1 protein-coding gene is annotated in these 575 nt (G+C 64.2%); it reads right to left on the bottom strand.

Annotated features, from left to right (window positions below):
• A partial coding sequence (locus ACODTZ_RS36150; RefSeq protein WP_489032124.1) for a DUF736 domain-containing protein occupies nucleotides 1–257 on the bottom strand: 257 nt, incomplete at its 3' end.
• Nucleotides 258–575 lie beyond the last annotated feature (318 nt).

The raw sequence follows: 575 nt of genomic DNA, 5'->3' as shown, positions 1-575 counted from the left end.
ACGAGGGAGGCGTAGACCGGCGCCGTGAAGGATGGATCGTCGAGCTTGAGCGAGAGGTATTCGGCGCCCGTTTCGCGGGCGGTCCGGCTCCAGCCGGCTCCGAACTCGACACCCGTTGCGGTGACGCGGAAGTCGGGTGCGCGGTCGTTGTCGCGGTCGCAGGGCTTGATGCTGGCCTTAACATGAAGGGTGAGGGTCTTGATGGTGCCGTTGTAAGCGCCGGTTTCGTCGCGGGTGAAGGTGCCGATCTGAGCCATTGTCGTTTCTCCTGAGAGTTGTTCGAAGCCGCCCGATGCGGCCTCGATGGCGGTCGAGAGGCGCCGGATCGGACGACTGCATCTAAAAGACCGCAGCGGCAGCGCAGGACGGCGGTAGCCGAGCTTGTTGGCTCGCGAGGAATGACCGCTTGCGGTCAGGGGAAGAAGGTCGGCGGAGCCGTTGCAGACCAAGGCCGGGCCGGTGCCAGACCAGCCCAAAAGAGAGGCCGTAACGGAGGCTTCATGGCATCACCGGCAGAGAATGACATGAATGACCGGCACCCCCATCAGCACGTTCAGCGCAACCGGTACTGCACC

It is taken from the genome of Rhizobium sp. FG113, assembly GCF_057809895.1.
Note: the sequence above shows the minus strand (reverse complement) of the source record. Positions and strands in the feature narration are given on the sequence as shown.